We start from the raw sequence: 18,807 nt of genomic DNA, 5'->3' as shown, positions 1-18,807 counted from the left end.
TTGACTCTGTACTAAGGTACATACTTTATACTCGGTGCTATCTTATGCAATATCGAGATTAAATATGATCAACGACGACTCTAAAATGCCGATGGTGGGAGGTATTATCGCGGCGATCGGGGCAGGCATTTGTTGTGTAGGTCCGTTAGTCCTATTGTTGCTTGGAATAAGTGGCTCATGGATTAGTAGCCTAACCGCTTTTGAACCATACCGTCCAGTTTTTGTAGTGACCGTCATGCTCTTCCTTGGCTATGCAGGTTATAAAATCCATCGGCCGATTGAAAAATGCCAACCAGGCAGTGTCTGCGCAATTCCGCAAACAAGGCGTCGTCGTCAAATTGCCTTTTGGATAACGTCATTAATAGCACTTGTTTTGATCACAAGTAACTATTGGCTAGTTTGGTTAATCTGATTTCGAGAACCTTACACAATCCCTAAAACATTTTAAAACAGGAAAATATTATGAAAAAACTATTACTTACGATGGCTTTACTTTCAAGCACCACCGCGTGGGCAGAGTTAAAAACAGTCACGCTAGAAGTACCTAGCATGAATTGTGTTACTTGTCCCGTTACGGTCAAATTAGCACTGAAAAAAGTGGAAGGTGTGAAAACAGTCGAAGCCACATATGAGCCAAATGAAGCTATTGTTACTTTCGACGATACGAAAACCAATACAAAAGAGTTAATGGCAGCCACCGAGAATGCAGGCTATTCGTCTAACGTAAAAAGTAGCGATTAATCTATGAACGCACAAGGCAGCTCTAATTGTTGTGCAAGCAAGGCGAAGCAACTTCATGTTGCTATTATTGGCAGTGGATCTGCGGCATTCTCGTGCGCCATTAAAGCGGCAGAAAATGGTGCAAGGGTCACCATAATAGAAGGAGCCGACGTTATAGGCGGGTGTTGTGTTAATGTCGGCTGCGTTCCATCTAAAATTCTCATCCGCGCCGCTCAATTAGCACATCAACAACGAAGCAACCCTTTTACAGGCATTGAAGACCACGAACCTAAGATAGACCGCACGCTTTTATCGCATCAACAAATCAGTCGCGTTGACGAATTGAGAACTGCCAAATACCAAAATATACTGAAAAACAATCCGGCATTAACCTTGATTAAGGGGTATGCGCGGTTTAGTAGCAAAAATGCGCTGAACATTACCCATGCTGACGGTACAGAAGTAACACTACTTGCAGACAAATTTCTTATTGCAACAGGCTCAACACCCACTTTCCCTAAAATAGAAGGACTACAAAACACCCCATATTGGACTTCAACAGAAGCGTTGTTCGAAAAAGAGCTACCTAAGAGCCTTGCAGTAATTGGCTCATCGGTTGTCGCTGTAGAAATTGCTCAGGCATATGCTCGATTAGGTTGCCAAGTTACTATTTTAGCGCGCAGTACCTTGTTGAAAAGTGAGGATCCACTGTTGGGTGATAGATTAAGTCAGTGTTTTGAGAAAGAGGGCATTGAAATAATAAATAATACCCAAGTCACTCGAATCACTCATGATGACAATGGTTTTTTCATACAGACCGAAGATGAGCAAGTGCTCTGTGAGAAGTTATTGATATCTACAGGTCGTCACGCAAACACTGTAGGACTTGATTTAGATGTAGTAGGTGTCAGGACCGATGGATCTGGCGCTGTCCTTGTTAATGAAAAGCTTGAGACAAATGTTTCTCATATCTACGCTGCAGGTGATTGCTCAACCATACCTCAATATGTGTATGTTGCGGCGGCTGCAGGCAGCCGTGCCGGTTCAAATATGACTGGTGATAACTTGAAGCTAGACTTATCAATCATGCCTGCCGTTATTTTTACCGATCCGCAAGTTGCTACCGTTGGGTTATCAGAAGGTGAAGCTGAAAATCAGGGAATAAGCGTTATTAGCCGCGTATTAGAAATGGAAAATGTGCCAAGAGCCTTAGCCAACTTTGAGACAGACGGTTTTATAAAGTTAGTGGCAGATAAACAGTCCAATAAGCTTATCGGTGCGCAAATCTTAGCACACGAAGGTGGTGAGCTAATACAAAGTGCAGCCCTTGCTATACACAATCAAATGACAATTGAAGATTTAGCAAACCAGCTTTTTCCTTATCTAACCATGGTTGAAGGTCTGAAACTGTGTGCGCAGACTTTTAATAAAGATGTGAGTGAGTTGTCTTGTTGCGCTGGATAATAAATATAATTCTATTCACGAATTAACGCTACTCGACGGAGTATTTTTATAAAGTCAGTAAGAATCCAACAATAAAATCAGTTGCTTACAAATATTCATCAAAATTTAGGGACCTAAACGGTAGTTCAGCCGGTTTAGCATTCATTGTCGGTCTCACAGAGTTAGTTAATGACGATTGTATAAATGACTGAAAGCGAAATATGAACACAGCCCGTAAATTACTAATAGGTTTGTGTTTTTCACTGTTGTAAAGAAAACACTAGTTTTACCTTCGTAAATGATTTTTTTATACCCGTCAGTACGTTACAAACATCTTTGTATACCCTTGCTTAATAACGTGAACACCGATTGAACAAGTGTTTTGTAAGATTAACGAATATAAAATATAAACCTCTGTCAGCACTGGTTTTTTCGTGAAAAAACAGATTTTTTTCTATTTTTCCTTAAGGGGAATTTTACTAGCGCTATCATGCATTAATAACCAAATTAGCACGATTTTGAAACAGCGCAATAACCGCGCTTGAAAGCGCAGCCGTTTGTGTCACCAGTGAGTTGTTAGGACAGCATTTTTCAATCAGTCTGTTGTCTTATCGTACATTGGCCATCCCAGTCTTTGTGACATCAAACTCTTCACCGTAATGCATCGGCATAGCTGAACTTGTCCACCCGCCGGCCTTTTGAATTTGATCTAATGAGATACCTCGTTCAAACATGGTTACCACCCCACCGACCCGGGTACTATGGCAGCTTGGTTTGAATTCTAAATTGAGTGTTGCCGCTAAATTCTTATATCTGGCCAAGAGTGCATGGTATTGCATCGCGTTATCTTGTACCGTTTGCTTGGGTGATAATTTTCTCAATAAGGGGCCATCCGCAATGCCCGTTCTTGTGAGCCATTTGTCGATAAGATTGATAGTGGTTGTTGAGATATAGCCGTACTGGCCTTTACCTGATTTATCGGTCTTGGAGCGAGGCGCAAAGATCCGTTGTTTAGCAAAATCGATGTGATGGATCTCAATAGCTAACAAATTGGATGCTCGGAATATCGTGTCTATCGCCGTATTAAAGATGACGGCGTCACGTAACCCAATCAGCGGATCCGTATCGAGTTTTGCATTGATGGCGTCAATAATTTCAAGGCGCATAGGCGCGGCTTGAGACTGACGACTGGGCTTTTGATTTATCTTATGGTTGGTGTATTCGGCAAAGAGTTTTGACTGTTTCCACGGGTCCGGCAATTCGCTTACACCAATGAAATAGCGCACTGACGCAATTTTTCGACGTATTGAATGATGCTTCAGTTTGGTCGACATCAAGTAGTCCAGATAGGCACGACATGTTGTTTTAGTCACATTGACATCACTGGCCATCGCCGGTAATGCATTATCTTTGCAAAACCCTAGGTACTGATTAAAGTCATACTGATAAGCGCGTTTCGTATTTTCTGACTTCAATTCCCATACATCGTCCTTTAACTCACGTAAGTTTCCAATTACGCGATCTCGATCTGATTCAGCGATCGCCATCGGTACATTTTCTACATGAATTAACATTGCGCTCATAAATAGGTGCTTTTTTATAATTTAAGATAATTCGACTTATATTGAATAATAGAGCAGGGGAGAGGGCAGATCAAGAAATCTCTTTTGCGTTACTAGTAACGCTTTATTTATATCTTATTCTTAGTACAACGATACGTAACACAAATAGCGTTACTAGTAACGCTTTCATTCTTTTTTGTTTTTAAGGTAATATGAGAGACAAGAAGAAGAAGGGGTGAACAATGTCTGACCAAAGCCTTTGGCAACAATTTCTACATGCGCAATTAAACACGTTCTTATCAACCTTACAGGAAAAGGATAAGGTTACCAACGTAAATATAGACAAGCTCGAGCGTGATGTTTTAGCGTTAGGAAAAAGCATGGGCTTCATCGCGTTGAGAAAACATATTAAGCCTCAAAAGCTAGGTGAATTTGAACAATCTTTCACCTTGTTCAAAGCACAAAAAGAGCAAGAGTTGTGGTCTGACTATCTAGCTAATCACCTATTAAAATTTTTATCTTCCATCCCCGAATCAACGTATCTGAAAGACAAAGAAGCCCTAGTAAATGCTGACAGTGTAACAATAAAAGAATGGCAAACACTGGCCCCAAAAGCCCTATATTCGGCTATGCGAGCGTGGTTACCCCAGGCCTCAATTAAGCAATTTCAAAATCGCTATCGGGCTTATAAGCACCGCGGTATCAAACGCACTGACACCATAGATGTGAGCCCCCAAACCAAAGCAAACATTGATATGGCAAAAGCTGAATTGCATGCCAGTAACTATGATGAGGTATTTGAACTCCTATTCTCAAAGCATTACAACGTCAGTGCCGACAGTGAAGTTAGAGCGGTAAAAGAACAGATTTCCAATGCATTACCTGCCTCCAAAAACCTGTTTTTGGAAGAATTCATGCTTAGATTAAACCCAAATGACAGAAATAGAGTCAAGTTACTCATCGAGAATGCTTTCAATGAAGGCTGGGATAGGGCAAAGGCATGTAGAAAGCGAAAAGGGGACCCACGCGCAGAAGCGTTAGTAGATTGCAGTATTTTCACAACTGCTGCGAACTTCTCGACTGATGAAAGTAGTGACTAAGACACCTTGGAAAATGGCCGGTATTGTAAGCCAGGTTTAACGAAGCTAAAGAAAAGGCGATACGTTTCGATTAGACCGAACCTTTTATTATTATGGAGAATGGAAGTTGTGCACCAGTAACAAAGAGTGTTACAAGGCGGGGAATCGCTCCAGCGAATACCAGGGCATAGAAAACAAACCATGATTTGTTGAGCCTTCACTCCTTACACATGGCCTTATCAATGTGTGATGAGGTGACAACGTCATTAAGCGGGTGAGCATTGCGAGCAGCTTACGGGTAAGTATCAACGTTTGTTTCCGATAATTTATTCCAGCGAATTCCCATCCCACTCATGGTTAGGATCGGGCAGAAAAGTCAATCCCATACCATCAGCATCACTAGCGCTAAGCAACCACCCTCCAGGTACCTTAGTTCGATATGTGTGCCTAAGGACACCCGAAGTACCTTCGTTTTTAAGTGGTTCCCAATAAAGTTTAGGTGAAGCTTTGGACCCACTTGTGAAAAGTCCCATTATTTCTCCTTATTTGATAATTCTGTGTAGCAGTTTTATTGAGGAATGTGCTTATAGGTAGCAAAGAACCAACACAGATTATTGCTTAGCGTGATAAAGCGGAGAGGAGCAGCTGTTGCAACTAACACGACGGCGGCTATCTGTTGCATTATGTGCACCTAAATTTCGAAGGGATTTTGAACCACAAAAAGCGCAAGCTATCCCATTTTTTGTCTTCGCTGTAGGGTTCTTGGCTAAATATTCCTGCAAATTAAGAGGGAATTTACGTTTCCAGCCAACAAAGTTATACCAAGCCACGAAAGCAATTACGGATGTTATTGCTAAGATGTACATTGATTGATAAAGTATTAAGTCCCTTTAGTACAATTGAGTTCTAATAAATACTATCAACGCTATTAAATCAGTCAAGAAAAATATAAGCAAAATCTTTCATAAGTCATTGTTAAAGCGTATGTTTTATAGGCAACTCGAAACTGACAATGCGAGCTGTAAGGGTTGAATACATTGGAACGTAAATAAAATAAAAAGCATATTGTCATTGCATAACGTTGATAAAACTCTAATCGATTATGGGCTCTAATTGATATTCATAGCCTTTGAAACAATCACCCTCATCAGTAATTAATGTTACAAAGCCACTATCTTCGTTGTAGTGCGTAACAATGCCTTCAACGTAATCAAGTGCGTTTATAGGGGCAAAAAAGCGTTGACCAATCATTGCAGGAACTTACGGTAACCAAATGTATACTGGATAACGTATTATTATTTGATGTGGATGAGCGATTGTTTAAGCCGAAACCTCTAATTATGAATGTAACTAATTAGGAGAGATTTACAGAGCCAACACAACAGCGGGCGTTAAAACTCACTAATTGTACAAAAAATCCACAATAAGTTACCCTGTCACCTGAGTAAATCTTGAAAAGGACATCAGATGAACAGACTCTTTTTATTTTTTGTGGTAACGCTCACATTTCCCCTTTTTTGCGCAGCAGGTGTAAATGAGGATACCCTCGCACTCTACTCAAAATGCAAAGGGGGAAGGGATAACCTGGATGGCTACTGTAAATGTATTGCGGTGAGAACTGCGGAAGTCGCCACCCCAGAACAACTGAAGCATTTTTCTGAACATCCGACTGAAATCAGGAAAATACTCAACGAAGATGAAATCTCAATCTCCATCCCGTTTGAACAGGCCGGAGTCATCAACGATCACACCAATTTATTTTGTGTTGGTATGCCCACATCAGCTGAACAATATTGGAGAAACTACAAGTTAAAACCCAAGTCTGCCTTAGAGGAGGGCATCGAGGAGCAAGGGCGACAGTTAAATGCACTACTAATACAGGCGATGTCTCAAAATGACAGGGCTTGCTATACCACAACAATATTAGGGGGAAGTTGCAAGGACATGTGTAAAAATGAAAACACGTGCCCTGGAGGCCCTAAGTATGCACTTTTGAGGGGGCTCGCCTTAGCTTGTAAACAGGATCCTAGTAAGAAAGCTTGCCCACAAGCGGCCACAGCACTTCAAATTGAAGATTGGCGCACGCTTTCTCAATTAATTAACAGTGTACCCAGACAACTTATTGAGGACATATCCAAAGGTAAACGCAGAAAATACACGCCTCAGGAAGTTTATCAGGTCATTCAGGCAAGTAACTACCTGATAAGCTCATGCAAGTCCATTAGCGGTGACGCATTAGATAACGCGCAAGCAGTACTTAAGGTACAACACGACAAACTATTCAAAAACTTTGAAATTTCACAAATTTTATTAAAAGTCGTTGAAGGGAATGGTACCAACTGGGCCAAAGCGCAAGCCTGTGACGCGAAAATCACATTGCCATTTTTGTTTGGGATGACCGAAGCTCTCGATGAAAAGCTTACCGAAAGCGTCTTTTTCTCTACGTGTCTAGCAAATAGTAAATCCATGGCGCACTGCCAATGCTGGTACGATGTTTATACACAAACTGACAAACAGGCAAAGAGCCGGGCGTACCCTTTAAACTTGATGGATCCGCAACGCCCCGCCTCTAGAGCAAGACGTAATACCCTAACCCAAGGTCAGAGGTTTGCAGCCATGAGTTGCCCTGAATAATGCTACCTAATCAGCTGCATTTTCCTTGTAAGCGCCTAATTAGATATGAAGCGATTAAGGGGCGCTGACAGGGTAACATAATTTGTAGCACCATAATTTGTAGTAGCTCATATCTGATCTCACAGTTTCGATGAGTCGGTTTTGACTCCATCTGACAGGCAGCTATGAGCGTGAAGCGGACGTTGGACATAACTTTTGCGGAAGTCCGCTTCAGACAAAGAGCAGACACCGAGTTTTGTTTGTTGGTTTGATTTAGAGCCAGTCAACGACCTCTTGCCCACCCAAAATTGCCATTATCTCAACTTCAATACCAGTGTATCGATAGTAAATACTGTCTGAGCCATATGCGCAGCGTCTATACCCCTCTCGAATATAGTCAACTGATTGGTATGCGGATGGATTACTCGCAATTTTTTCAAATGTCTGAAAAAAACCTTCGAAATACTTATCTGCTTGGAGTTCGCCAAATTCTACAAATCCATATGTATAAATACGCCTGAGATCCTATTTGGCAATCAGCGATAACTTGTAGCTTTCCATTTATCTTTTTAACTCAGCCTTGAATTCTCTCAGCATATCTTCAGGCGATTGTTCAATGAATCCACTCATCTCTGCAGTGACGAGCTTTTGATTTATTTCCTCAGCGCGTCTGGCCCGACGAATCAAATCATTCACGAGTTCACTTTTGTTTGCATATTCTCGCGTATCTTCAACATGACTCTTGAGCCACGCATCGTTTTTTTCGGTCAGAGTAATACTTTGACGAGGCATCACACTTACTCCAATAGAGATTAGGTGGTGCAATATTACACCAGATTTGGTTAAACCTCAGCATTTTTTAATTGAGAGCCGACAAAGGCCAAAGTTATCACAGGCAACTTAAGTGATGACACCTTCAAGACAGTCCGAGAGAGCAAAGCATGGAGTATTTGTAGTGCTTTGGTTTAAGAGTCAGGATAAAAAGTTTGAGTGCAGTAAGCCAGAAAAACACACTGAAGGAATCACTGCCCTGTTGCAGTAATTCCTCGATTTTTTCTTCGAAGTGCAACCGGTTAGGGAGCGTAGTCAGCGAGTCACGGTAGACCATGCTTTTCAATTCACGGTTTGCATCACTAAGCGACGCCGCCAGTTGGGCGTTTTTCGATGTCAGGTGAGTATCGTAAATAGACAGCACCAGAGCGCTTAACATAATGCTCACTGATGCCGAGGTCTGCCGGGAGACAAGCCATCCACCGGCATCATATGCATGCCTTCAGGATAAATGGTTGCCGCCATACCGGTGTAGTGCATACCGGCAATCCCCACTGACATCACCATACCGGCTGCTACCCGATACCAGAAGGAAGGACGTTGAGTAGCAACAGGATTCAGGCTGAACACTAACCAGAGTGCAGCAGCAGACGCGCCTACAGCAATCAGCACAGAGCGGGCAAAAATAAACGGGTCATAACTCAGTTCACCATGCATTTGCATGGCCTCCATTCCCACGTAATGCATGATGCACACGCCGGTTCCCATCAGCAGAGCACCAGCCGCCAGCGGTCCGGCAGTCGGTTTACCATTACGAACCACCGCTAGAGCGAGGCCGGAAGTGAGAATGGCTGCCAGAAAAGATACCAGGGTCAGAAGAATGTCGTACATCACCCGGGTGGACATATCCATTGCCAGCATGCCGATAAAATGCATGGACCAGATCCCGACGCCAATGGAAAACGCACCACCGGTCAGCCATAAATGTGAGGCGATGCATTTAGTCGCACGCAGGCGTCCCGCCATATCCAGCGCCGTCAGGGAAGCAATGAATGCGACGCCAAGTGAGAGCGCAACAGTCCGGGGTGATATTGTGCATCCATGTTCGTTCCTTTTTTATAAACCGGCAGGTCAGTTGTCCGGTGGACACAACACCGGAAATTAGACTTAAATCTAATTAGCTATGCGGGAAGGAAAAATGCCCGGTGATCAACATGGATATGTGGTTTCATACGTTTTCATCATACAAGCCAGCCTGGCCGGCCTGTGACGAGCGTCAGGCAAGGATCGCTGCAACCTTCTCTCTGAGTAAAGGCAGCACCCTCTTTTCAAACCAGGGATTCCTCGCCAGCCAGCGGTTATTGCGGCCTGACGGATGGGGTAGCACCATAGCATCCGAACCTGATGATGCTGTTTGTTCTACAGCATCAGTTAACGTTTTGTACTCTGGAAAATAATATTGCTGTGAGTAGCGCCCGATATGGATCATGAGTTCAGGGGACAACTGATCGAGAACCGGTTTGTGCCAGGTGGCAGAACAGATTTTAGGCGGTGGTGCATCTGCACCATTCTTGTAGCCCGGAAAGCAAAATGCCATGGGCAGGTGAGTAAATAAAGACGAATAAAATGCTGACCGGTTCACCCCGAGCCAGAGGCGAAGTTTATCGCCACTGGCGTCATTCCAGGGCTGGTGGCTTTCGTGAGCTTTGATGCCGGATGCCTGTCCGACAATCACAATTTTCGCTTCAGCATAAAGTTGCACTACCGGTCGTGGAGCATGGGGTAATAACCCTGAACACAGCGTGCAACGGTGAATGGACTGAATAATTTGCCCGGATCCGTTTCAGTCATAGACCCACCCTGATTGCATAAACTTCAAACTCTGGCACTATGAAACTGCCTGAAAAACCATCAAATAATAAGGACATATCCATGACTTCGCTACTCAAGAAATACTTGTCTGCCGCCATCATAACATTCTCGTTGTTTCCTCTGGCAGCCAATGCAAAAGCTTCACCTCAGTATGCCGACATTCCTGCTCCGGAGTTTGAGTTTCTTTTTGAAGCCGTTGTAACACTTGATCCGCCCCTTGAAGTCGGTGAGACACGATACGGTAAACGCCGGATTATCGGCATTAATGGCGGTGAATTTCGCGGCCCCGAGCTCAATGGAAAGGTGTTGGAAGGCGGCGCCGACTGGCAGACAGTGAGAAAGGACGGAACCGCTGATCTGGTGGCGGATTACAGCCTGCAAACCGACTCCGGCGAAATCATCTATGTGCATAATGAAGGGATCCGCACCGCTTCACCTGAAGTGCTGGCCAGACTGGCTAAAGGAGAAGACATGCCTGCAGCGTCTTACTATATGCGTACTGCCGCAAAACTGGAAGTCGCTTCAGACAGTCCCAACGCCTGGCTGAATAAGTCAGTTATCGTGTCCACCAGTATGCGAAAAGCCAACAGCGTCGTCTTGCATTTCTACCGCGTTAAGTAACCGCCTTACTCATGCTGCGCGCAGAGAAAGTCTCTGCGCCAGTCACTCCGCCGTGCGCTTCAGCGGATCCCACCAGAATATTTTTAGCCACGCAGTGCACAGAGCTATCACAGACAGGCTGACAACAAAGGGTTCCCAGGCTTTAATGACCATGAAGATTGGTGCTGCGGTTAATGATGTATGCCAGATAACACCCACCACCACATTAGCGGCATCTTTTTTAAACTGGTTGTTCGCCGTTATTGCGACGCCATCTTCCTGCAGTGCCCGCACGACTGGTAGCCACCAGCCCCAGGGACGGGTTTTCTGATAGAACACCTTCAGCACCTCCATATCATCCGGTTGGGTGAGCAGGCTGACGCCAACGCACACCAGTAAGCAAAAACCGAATAAAAACGGGAATGCATAGAACGGCTGAATGTCCGTAAGCATAAGAAAGACTGACAGAATAATTCCCGCCGTCATGCCGCAAAAGAATGCTATACCGTTGAAACGCCACCAGTACCACTTCAGCACATTCGCTGCCGTATAACCGCCGTATAGCGCAGACACCAGCCACATCACCATACTGTTGAGTGACGGTACAAACAGCCCGAGTAACGAACCGCAGACGACGAAAAGAACAGACACCAGATAACTGAGTTTCAGCGCCTTTCTTTCCGGTATATCAGGATTGATGTAGCGTTTATAAATATCGTTGACCACATAGGCCGGCGCGGCGTTTGATGTGGCAGCAAAGGTAGACATGAAAGTTGCCAGCAGCCCGGCAATAATGAGCCCCAGCAGACCTGACGGAATAAAATTGGCCAGGGTCAGCGGTAATATTTGCTCGAAATCTGCAGCGCTGTTCATTTGTTTTAAAGCCGGCGTGAGATAAACCAGCGCCAGTACGGTGAGCCCGGTGACCATCATGTAGCGGGGAAATAACAGTACAATACTGACAAAACCGCTCATTTTAGCCGCCTCTGATGGTGTGCGCGCAGCAAGAATACGCTGCATATCAAAGTTAGGCGCCGGCCCGGCCAGACTTTGCAAAATGCCTTTGAAAAGCCCCAGCATGATAAAAAGCGAAAACAGTGAATAGCCGTCACCGGCAATCCGTTCATTAGCCTCAGGCAACAACGTTTGCCAATCCAAATCCAGTTGCCAGCCAAACGACAGTGATGTCCATCCCTCAGGCACCACCGCAGCCAGCATATCCGGAGAAACCTGCATCATTGCAATCACACCGATGGCAATGCAGGCCGCGGTCATGACTAAAAACTGTAACACCTCTGTGTAGACCACACTCACCATGCCACCGCGGACAACATAAAGCGCAGTAAACCCGGTGATCAAAGCGCCGTAAAGCATTTCGTTAACCCTGACATCTTCACTTAACTGCCAGGGCAGGAAGGCCGCAGCGAATTTGCCGATGCCGGTGAATCCGTAAGCAAGAAGCCCCAGCACACTGATCAAAGCAAATACAACAACAATGATATGGCTCAGCGTGGCACCCCGCCCTTCGCCAAACCGGAACCGTATCCATTCTCCCCCCGTCATCACACCCGACCTGCGCAGCCAGATGGAAAGGAAAATCATAAGAAAAATTTGGTTAAAGCTGGGCCAGAGCCAGGGAATGAATACGCTTTTCAAACCATAGATAAAAAGCAGGTACACCATCCACATGGTACCACTGATATCGAACATACCTGAGGCATTGGACAGCCCGAGGAACGGCCAGGGGATTTTATTCTGGCCGAGAAAATAATCTGTTGTGTTTTTTTTGTTAAATCTGGCTATTCCCATTCCAAGCAGAATGACAACACAGAGATAGCCAGAAATGACGAGAACGTCAAAAGACGACAACTTCATAGCATGTTCCATTAGGGCCGGTGAGGCTCAGTCACCATTTTACCTTTTTGAAACCGGTTGTCGTCAATAAACAATGTATTAACGAATGTAACCCGTCAAACGGTGTGACGCTACTGCCCTGCGGTTACCGATGAAGCGGTCCAGTTGTCCGTTCTGAAGGGTACTGCGGGTAAGCCTTCCCCGTTCACCAGATTTACGACCGGATAAGCAGCCCAGGCATAACGCACGGCAACAGGTTTCTTCACATTCGCATTAGTTAATATAATCGTCTCACCGTCCAGTTCCGCGTCAGCAAGAAAGAACCGCTTATCTTCACCGGCGATAATAAAGCCTGCAGGTGCGTTACCTTCTGTTGTTGTCAGGCCCTCAGCATTGCTGAAACGTAACGTCACTTTATCGCCTTTAATATCCATACCTGAAAAGTCCGGCCCTGACGTTACGGTATCCTGATGGCCGTACGCCTGCCGGGCCGCCTGACGCCATAACCTCTCGCCCACAGGCCGCTTGTTTTTAGGATGAATGTCGTCCGGATTACCCACATCAATGGACACAGCCATGCCAGTATCCGGCAGAGATAACGTCTCTTTTTGTGCATCCCGCAGGTAAGCCCATGCACTGTCGGGCTGTAAGGCCTGTGGTTTCAAAAATGCTGAAAGCTGCACAAACAGGAATGGCAATGTGTCGCCATCCGCCTTTTTGCGCCATGTCCTGATCAGTGTTTTAAATAAGTCTGCGTAGTATTCCTGACGATCGACATTGCTTTCGCCCTGATACCAGATAACGCCTTTTACCCGGTAAGGTAGCAAGGGATTTATCATCGCGTTATACAAAAACCCGGGAGTGAAGGTGTAGTTTTCAACCTCAGGAACAGGGGGTTCAATGGTATTAGTGCCCCGCCATTGTCCGGATATATCAACTTTCTCAGAGCCGACTTCGCGCCAGATTTGTGCCGGCCGGCCCACATAGGCTTTGTTATCCCAGTCGTTCGTCACCCGGATAGCGAATACGTTTTTTCCCCGCCGCAGCCACTTTTCAGGCAGGTGATGCAGTGAATCACCATTGCGCCAGTCTTCTTTCGCAACTACGTGACCGTTAATAAACACAAAAGCGTTCTGAACAATGTCACCCACATTAATCGTGACAGATTTCGACAGATCATCATCTGTAAGCGTGAAGGTATGCCGCAACCAGGTAAATTCAGTAAACGGTGTACTGTTCGGCAGGGTGACTTCAGGCCATTGACTGTCATCATAATCAACCTCAGCCGCACCGGTAGCCAATGCTACGGCTTCACTGTCGATGCGGCGCCACTTTTCGGTATTTCGCGTGTCGTTGTCACGCAGCGTTTTTGCCCAGTCAGGGTTGCGTTTTACTGCTTCAGCCTGTTCCCGGTAGCCGGGCACAGTTTCAACCGTCGCCAAATCAATCCAGGCTTCAGCCGGTGTGCCGCCCCAGTTAGTTTCAATAATGCCCACCATCACATCTTCTTCTGATGAGACTTTTTCAGCAAAAAACCAGGCCACGGCAGAGGATGCACCCGCAGTGCTGGCATTGGCGACCTGCCACTTGCTCTCAGGCAATGTGGTCTGCACTTCCGGCGACAGGGTATTTGGCACATCATAAAGGCGAATGCGTGCATTACCGGCTTCAGCCAGTGCTTTTTCATTACCTGTAACGTGGTCTTTTAAATCCCATTCCATGTTGGATTGCCCGGCGGCAATCCACACATCGCCGTACCACACATCATCAAATGACAAGGTATTATCACCCTGCACAGAAAGAGTATAAGGGCCGCCTTTTGCTTGTGCCGGTAACGAAAGGGTCCAGTTCCCGGAAGCTGTTACCGTTGTGGTTTGTTCCACGTTATTTATCACAACACGGACAGTTTCGCCGGGCGCACCTGTGCCCCACACATTGACCGGTTTGTCACGCTGTAACACCATGTGATCAGTAAATAACGTCGCTATTTCTGCTGCGGATGCATGCACTGACATGACAATGGACAGTGTCATGCACAAGAGGCTTTTTTTCATTTCAATTTCCTGAGGTTAACCGGCGTGCACGCAGCAAGAAGAGTGCTATTTAACCGCCCGCGTGCTTTCCCGGATAATGATTTCAAACGGTAAAATGTATTCGGTAAGTTTCGGCTGTTCACCTTCAATTATGCGGAACAGCAATTCGGCAGCTTCTTCCCCCATTCTCACAGCAGGCTGCCTGATGGTGGTCAACGGAGGATCGCAGTAATTGGCCATATCCAGATCGTCAAAGCCGGTGACAGAAATGTTATCCGGTACTTTCAGACCTTTCTCTTTTAAGCCTTTTAGTGCACCGATTGCCATTTCATCGTTAGCACAGAAAAGCGCCGTAGGCTGCTCATCCATGTTGACGAAATGCTTCACTGCATTAAATCCGGACCAGAACGAAAAGTCGCCTTCAACCACCAGCTCTTCATCAAAGGCAATGCCGGCATTTTCCAGCGCCTGTTTATAGCCATCCTGCCTGGCCATGGAGTGAAGGTTGTCTTTCAGGCCGGAAATCATACCGATTCGGCGGTGGCCCTGACTGACCAGATACGTCACCATTTTGGCTGCGGCTTCTTCATTGTCGATGCGAACAGAATAGTAAGGGGTACCGGCAGAGCCAGCCGCATTCACGGCTTTTACATCTTTAATAGGCAAAACAGCTTTGTCATTGTGGGGAGTCAGCTGAATTAATCCGTCCGCCTGACGGGTTTCCACCAGTTGAATAAATTCCTGCTCCCGGCTGGCACTGTCACGGGTATCACCGAGCAACACATTAAAACCATGTTTTGCAGCCGTATCTTCAACGCCACTGATTAGCTGCGCGAAAAACAGGTTAGCAATGTTAGGTACCAGCACCACAATGGTGTTAGTGCGCTGTAAGCGAAATTTTTGAGAGGTGAGATTTGGCCGGTACTGCAATTTCTCTATCGCCTGATTCACACGGCGGAGACTTTGCTTTGAGACCATTTCAGGGTTACTGATAGCTCTTGAAACGGTGGCTATTGATAAGCCTGACTCTCTGGAAACATCACGGATAGTGGCCATAGTCGATACTTTCTACGCTGGAATGGTAAGGGAATTCAACAAACTCCCTTCACGCTTTTTTAATAATTCATGCAGTGTAAAACATCGGGGGTACTAATCGTACCCCCGCTTCACGACTTTCTGCTTAAGCTCAGAACTTCGCTCTTACGCCCACGATGTAGCGCGTTTCATAGTAGTTCTGGAAGGCGTACTGATCTTCCCATTGCAGGTAATAGTCTTCGTACTCGCCAGTGATGTTCGAGCCCTGCGCATACACAGAGAAATTCTCATCAATGTCGTAGCTGGCAGAAATGTCCACATAAGATGTCGGTGCCTGATACAGGTTCAGTGCTCCCCAACCACCCTGACCGGCTAAGCGTTCGCTGCGGTAGTTGTAAGCAATACGTGCTTCAAAACGGTCGCCCTGATACCAGCCGATAACGTTAAGCTGACGCTCAGAGTTGTCGTTAAACATATTCTCTTCGCCGTAAATGTCAGTACCGGAACCTTCACTGGGTGAATAAGTGAAGTTAGTATCCATACCGAAGCTGGCTAACAGAGACTCACCTTCGATGAAGTCACTGAACGCGATTTTCGCACCGATTTCAAAACCTTCCAGCGTACCACCGTCTCCCTGAACCAGCGTAGTGATTGGTACGCTGCGACGCACGATACCGTCCGCATCAGGCATTTCCATGTCTACCGTCTGGTTCACAGTGAAGCTGTCAATTTCAACACGGAATAGTGCAGCAGATACCATACTGGCCTGACCGGGATACCATTCTAACGACACGTCGTAGTTAGTCGAGCGCCATGGATCAAGCTGCGGATTACCAGCTAGGCTACCACCGGTCACAATGAACTGACCTTGTGTCGGGCTGCCTTCTACTGAATCTAACGCATTGCTTAACGTTAAACCTTCACCGTACTGATTCAGGTTAAGCGGTGTCATGTTTTCTGAATAAGCAAAACGTGCAATTACGTTGTCCGTGATGCTGTAAGACAGGTTCAGTGTTGGTAACACATCAGTATAGTCACGGCTTGAAACCACATCGCCTGTATCAATAGCGGTACCACTATAAGGCAGGTTGTCACCGGCAATGTTCTGCTTCACAGTAAGGTCAGTTTCAATAACACGAATACCCACGTTACCAGTCATTAAACCGTCCATACCTTCGAAGTTTGCCTGCAGGAAGTAGCTTAGCTCAGCCACATCAGCGCTGAAGCTGGAACCGGGAACGATTTGTTTTACCGACTCACCGAAAACACGGTTATGGAAGGCTTCAGGATCATCGTAATCTGCAGGATCAACCGCCCAAATTGCAGGAATACCGGAGACAGGACCGAAGTCTGTGACCTGTACCACGTTGTTGTACTGATCAAGAGGAATGCTTTCCAGAGCGGCATAAGGCATGAATTCGCCGTTTACCATCTCGCCGTCTGAACACGCTGGCGCATCAGCATTCAGCAATACGTCTGTCGCTTTCCACTGTGCCATACAGCCGGCGGTTTGTACCGGTGAAAACAGGTGATAACGCTCGTAGTCTGCGCTGCGTTTACCATAGCGGATACCGCCTTCGATGCTGGTCACGTAACCGCTGTCGAACAAATATTTGCCTTTCATGCTAAAGGCGTTGATGTCGCCTTCTGAGTTTTCATTGTTCTCAGAGCTGAAAGCGCCAATGTTGTAGCTGGACAAATTGCCCATGTAATCTGCGATGGTCGCGCCGTCACCCAGGCCGCCGGCCAGTGAACGGTCAAAGCCGCTCCACACAGGGTGCTCACCGGTAGTGTCATAAGTCAAATGCGGATTTTCGCTGTAGCCCATAGCATTAATAGCTTGCAGACAGCCGCCGTCATCGCCCACAACCACATCATCGGGTCCGCACTTGTCAGACGGAACCAGGTTAGTTGTACGACCCAGCGTGGTTGACCCGTTGGTCATATCGCCTTCGTTATAACCGTGACGGTGTTCCTGCGAGGCACGCCCGATAATTGCACGGAACTGACCACTGAATGCGCCGCCGTTATCGTAATCTAATTGCAGGTTAATGTTGGTAGAACTGTTGTTGTACACATCGTTCTGAGTGAATGACTTCAGACGTGACGGATACAGCTCAGCCGTTTGCCAGGAATACATTTCGCCGCCGTCAATCATTGCACCGGTGGCACGCTCCTGTGTTGGCGTAAACCAGCCGCGGGGGCCCCACTTGTTGGTCGCACTTAAACCGACTTTACGGTTGTATTCTTCCTGCTCGGTATAGAACACATCTGCGGTGAAAACAAAACCTTCACCCAAATCTACCTGCATGGATGTATTCAGACCCAGACGCTCACGTTCAGTGCCCTGATTCCAGGCAGAAAAACCTTGTGAACCTAAGGTAACGCGGCCATCACGGCCGTCCACGCCAACTTCCGCTGCACTGGTGCGGTCGGTCCAGCCGGCATCGCCCGGGCTGCCGGTATTGATACCATTATACGAGTTCGCCAGATTCACATTGGCGTAGGTACCGGAGATCATGAAACCCACATCGCCGTTCTGCCAGTTATACAACGCAGATAAATTAGGATCGTTCTTTTTAGTTTCATCGCCACGTTGCATTTCTGCTGCACCGCTGAAGGTAGAGCCTTCTTCAAAATCAAACGGACGATAAGTTTTTAAGTTAACAGTACCGGTGATACCGGCATTGCCCAGATTGGCTGTGGCATTTTTAAATACATCAGCACCACGGAACAGAGGTGACGGGATATCGCTGAAGTTAGGTTGAGTGGATACAACAGAGTTTGCACCAAGATACTGTTCACCGTTCAGCTGAGTGACTACTTGAGGTAATCCCCGGATATTGAGTGAACCACCCTCGCCCGCAGTACGGCGAATTTGCACACCGGAAATACGCTGCAAAGAGTCTGAAATTGTTACATCCGGCAGTTTACCGATATCGGTTGCAGCAATAGAGTCTACAACAGTGGCTGCAGTTCGTTTGTTGAAAATGGAAGCTTCCTGAGAGCCACGGATACCGCTGACGTTAATCACTTCGATATCACTGTCATCAGGTACTTCTGTCTCTTGTGCGAAGGCTGTTACAGGTTGGATGGCCGCTAGTACGCACAATGCCAACACCGAACGTTTCACGCCATGTTTTCCGTCAAATGTCTCTTTCATCTCTGGTCCCTAATTGCGAAAAATTTTCTTAAAAAGGGTGCAATTTCGTGTCCTCCCGATAC

At 46.2% G+C, this 18,807-nt stretch carries 18 protein-coding genes; 6 read left to right on the top strand and 12 right to left on the bottom strand.

Translation table 11 applies throughout. The features are described from left to right. Nucleotides 1-64: 64 nt before the first annotated feature. Genes V7R55_RS13950 through merA form a run of 3 tightly spaced genes read left to right on the top strand, consistent with a single transcriptional unit; the run spans nt 65 to nt 2,184 of the window. A complete protein-coding gene (locus V7R55_RS13950) occupies nt 65-412 on the top strand; it encodes a mercuric transporter MerT family protein (RefSeq protein WP_015067766.1) in 348 nt (115 codons plus the stop codon). 50 nt (nt 413-462) lie between these two features. Continuing rightward, nucleotides 463-741: a mercury resistance system periplasmic binding protein MerP gene (gene merP / locus V7R55_RS13945; RefSeq protein ID WP_012518533.1), complete on the top strand. Its 279-nt coding sequence runs from the start codon at nt 463-465 to the stop codon at nt 739-741. Nucleotides 742-744: 3 nt separating this feature from the next. Continuing rightward, nucleotides 745-2,184 (top strand): mercury(II) reductase, encoded by a 1,440-nt coding sequence (gene merA / locus V7R55_RS13940; RefSeq protein WP_012518534.1) that lies wholly within the window; start codon nt 745-747, stop codon nt 2,182-2,184. 587 nt (nt 2,185-2,771) lie between these two features. Here merA and V7R55_RS13935 read toward each other — a convergent pair. After that, nucleotides 2,772-3,746: a tyrosine-type recombinase/integrase gene (locus V7R55_RS13935; protein ID WP_061487031.1), complete on the bottom strand. Its 975-nt coding sequence runs from the start codon at nt 3,744-3,746 to the stop codon at nt 2,772-2,774. Nucleotides 3,747-3,967: 221 nt separating this feature from the next. Between V7R55_RS13935 and V7R55_RS13930 the strand changes: the two genes are divergently transcribed. Continuing rightward, on the top strand, nt 3,968-4,825 hold the full coding sequence (locus V7R55_RS13930) for a hypothetical protein (RefSeq protein WP_061487032.1): 858 nt from the start codon (nt 3,968-3,970) through the stop codon (nt 4,823-4,825). A gap of 305 nt (nt 4,826-5,130) precedes the next feature. Here V7R55_RS13930 and V7R55_RS13925 read toward each other — a convergent pair whose 3' ends face one another. Both V7R55_RS13925 and V7R55_RS13920 read right to left on the bottom strand, forming a co-directional pair. Continuing rightward, nucleotides 5,131-5,337: a hypothetical protein gene (locus V7R55_RS13925; protein WP_262404710.1), complete on the bottom strand. Its 207-nt coding sequence runs from the start codon at nt 5,335-5,337 to the stop codon at nt 5,131-5,133. 559 nt (nt 5,338-5,896) lie between these two features. Then, nucleotides 5,897-6,055, bottom strand: coding sequence for a hypothetical protein (locus tag V7R55_RS13920; protein ID WP_156079180.1), 159 nt, complete (start codon nt 6,053-6,055; stop codon nt 5,897-5,899). A 216-nt stretch (nt 6,056-6,271) separates the two neighbouring features. Between V7R55_RS13920 and V7R55_RS13915 the strand changes: the two genes are divergently transcribed. Continuing rightward, nucleotides 6,272-7,438 (top strand): hypothetical protein, encoded by a 1,167-nt coding sequence (locus V7R55_RS13915; RefSeq protein ID WP_202285656.1) that lies wholly within the window; start codon nt 6,272-6,274, stop codon nt 7,436-7,438. Between the two features lie 252 nt (nt 7,439-7,690). Here the strand turns inward: V7R55_RS13915 and V7R55_RS13910 are convergent, their stop codons facing one another. The 5 genes from V7R55_RS13910 to V7R55_RS13890 all read right to left on the bottom strand — a co-directional run bounded on the left by V7R55_RS13910 (nt 7,691) and on the right by V7R55_RS13890 (nt 9,950). After that, complete coding sequence (locus V7R55_RS13910) at nt 7,691-7,930, bottom strand: type II toxin-antitoxin system RelE/ParE family toxin (protein ID WP_282764991.1); 240 nt, start codon at nt 7,928-7,930, stop codon at nt 7,691-7,693. 48 nt (nt 7,931-7,978) lie between these two features. Next, complete coding sequence (locus tag V7R55_RS13905; protein ID WP_202943143.1) at nt 7,979-8,209, bottom strand: ribbon-helix-helix domain-containing protein; 231 nt, start codon at nt 8,207-8,209, stop codon at nt 7,979-7,981. A gap of 124 nt (nt 8,210-8,333) precedes the next feature. Continuing rightward, on the bottom strand, nt 8,334-8,627 hold the full coding sequence (locus V7R55_RS13900; RefSeq protein ID WP_282764976.1) for a GGDEF domain-containing protein: 294 nt from the start codon (nt 8,625-8,627) through the stop codon (nt 8,334-8,336). Nucleotides 8,628-8,632: 5 nt separating this feature from the next. After that, the gene (locus tag V7R55_RS13895; RefSeq protein ID WP_239241733.1) at nt 8,633-9,214 is read right to left on the bottom strand and encodes an MHYT domain-containing protein; all 582 of its coding nucleotides are present in this window, start codon (nt 9,212-9,214) and stop codon (nt 8,633-8,635) included. Nucleotides 9,215-9,464: 250 nt separating this feature from the next. Continuing rightward, complete coding sequence (locus V7R55_RS13890) at nt 9,465-9,950, bottom strand: uracil-DNA glycosylase family protein (protein WP_282764979.1); 486 nt, start codon at nt 9,948-9,950, stop codon at nt 9,465-9,467. A gap of 170 nt (nt 9,951-10,120) precedes the next feature. Here V7R55_RS13890 and V7R55_RS13885 point away from each other — a divergent pair, with 170 nt between their 5' ends. Continuing rightward, nucleotides 10,121-10,681, top strand: coding sequence for a DUF3237 domain-containing protein (locus V7R55_RS13885; RefSeq protein ID WP_239241731.1), 561 nt, complete (start codon nt 10,121-10,123; stop codon nt 10,679-10,681). Nucleotides 10,682-10,723: 42 nt separating this feature from the next. Here the strand turns inward: V7R55_RS13885 and V7R55_RS13880 are convergent, their stop codons facing one another. The 4 genes from V7R55_RS13880 to V7R55_RS13865 all read right to left on the bottom strand — a co-directional run bounded on the left by V7R55_RS13880 (nt 10,724) and on the right by V7R55_RS13865 (nt 18,745). Further along, nucleotides 10,724-12,535 carry a sodium:solute symporter family protein gene (locus V7R55_RS13880; RefSeq protein ID WP_239241730.1) on the bottom strand — a complete coding sequence of 604 codons (1,812 nt, stop codon included), beginning with the start codon at nt 12,533-12,535 and terminating at the stop codon, nt 10,724-10,726. Between the two features lie 110 nt (nt 12,536-12,645). After that, nucleotides 12,646-14,568, bottom strand: coding sequence for a sialate O-acetylesterase (locus V7R55_RS13875; RefSeq protein ID WP_334059964.1), 1,923 nt, complete (start codon nt 14,566-14,568; stop codon nt 12,646-12,648). A 45-nt stretch (nt 14,569-14,613) separates the two neighbouring features. After that, nucleotides 14,614-15,603, bottom strand: a complete 990-nt coding sequence (locus V7R55_RS13870; RefSeq protein ID WP_239241728.1) for a LacI family DNA-binding transcriptional regulator — start codon at nt 15,601-15,603, stop codon at nt 14,614-14,616. 130 nt (nt 15,604-15,733) lie between these two features. Beyond that, on the bottom strand, nt 15,734-18,745 hold the full coding sequence (locus tag V7R55_RS13865; RefSeq protein WP_239241727.1) for a TonB-dependent receptor: 3,012 nt from the start codon (nt 18,743-18,745) through the stop codon (nt 15,734-15,736). Nucleotides 18,746-18,807 lie beyond the last annotated feature (62 nt).

The organism is Alteromonas sp. S005, from assembly GCF_036864475.1.
Taxonomy (GTDB): domain Bacteria; phylum Pseudomonadota; class Gammaproteobacteria; order Enterobacterales; family Alteromonadaceae; genus Alteromonas.
This window is presented reverse-complemented; position numbering and strand designations above follow the sequence as displayed.